At 63.7% G+C, this 912-nt stretch carries 1 protein-coding gene; it reads left to right on the forward strand.

Translation table 11 applies throughout. From position 1 onward, the window contains the following. Positions 1–396: 396 nt before the first annotated feature. A partial coding sequence (locus tag EN939_RS27495) for a magnesium transporter MgtE N-terminal domain-containing protein (RefSeq protein ID WP_164751266.1) occupies positions 397–912 on the forward strand: 516 nt, incomplete at its 3' end.

The following is a 912-nucleotide window of genomic DNA, read 5'->3' on the forward strand; positions in this document are numbered from 1 at the left end:
AAGAAGCCGCTGTTTCCGACCCTGCCCGCCGAGCTCACCACCATTCTCGTGCAGCCAAGGCCGGTCCCAAGGCCGGTCGAAGACAAGTGGCTGCGCTTCTCGCGCCGGCTGAAGCAGAAATAACGGCTATTCCACCCCGGTCTGCCGAGGCGAACGGGGGTCGGCGATCACAGTCTCGCGATCTTGGCCGCTCGTCGGCATTTTCCCTCCTCACCGCGATTGACACGGCAAGGCGCGCTCCTATGTTGCGCCCGCTTGCAGATAGTAAAAACGCGAACCCGCAAGCGGAAAGGTCACCGCGCCATGCCTGGCGACAGTCACAGTCGAACGCAACAGCCGTCCGCCCTGACGTGACCTCACATGGTTCATGTCCTGCCGGACGGCAAGGAGTGAGCCATGAACGAAATTACCACAGTGGCAAGCGACGAAGCCGTCGCGATTGCCCGTATCCTAGCCAACGATCACGTCGCCGACATTGTCGAGGCCCTCAACAGGGAGCCTCGAGAGACCGCGACGGAACTGCTCTGTGAAGTGACGTTCGAACGTCTGGTCGAGATATTCGACCAGCCGGAACTCGACGGCGCGTCCGAACTCATGGAAGCGCTGCCGCGCGCCAAGGCGGGCAAGCTGCTCACTGCCATGTCGGTCGACCGGGCCGCCGACATCCTGCGCGAGCTGGAGGAGCCGGCCCGTTCCGAGCTGCTTGGCGGGCTTGCGCCGCCGCTGCGCGCAACCCTGCTCTCCATCCTCGGCTATCCCGAAGGCAGCGCCGCATCGATCATGACGACGGAGTTCGTCAGCGTGCCCTCGGACTGGACCGTCGGGCAGACGCTCGACTACATCCGCAAGGTCGAGCGGACACGCGAAACCGTCTACGCGATCTATATCGTCGATCCGCAGACGCACCTGCTC

Origin of the sequence: Mesorhizobium sp. M7A.F.Ca.CA.002.05.1.1, from assembly GCF_003998335.1 — a bacterium.
Classification (GTDB): Bacteria; Pseudomonadota; Alphaproteobacteria; order Rhizobiales; family Rhizobiaceae; genus Mesorhizobium.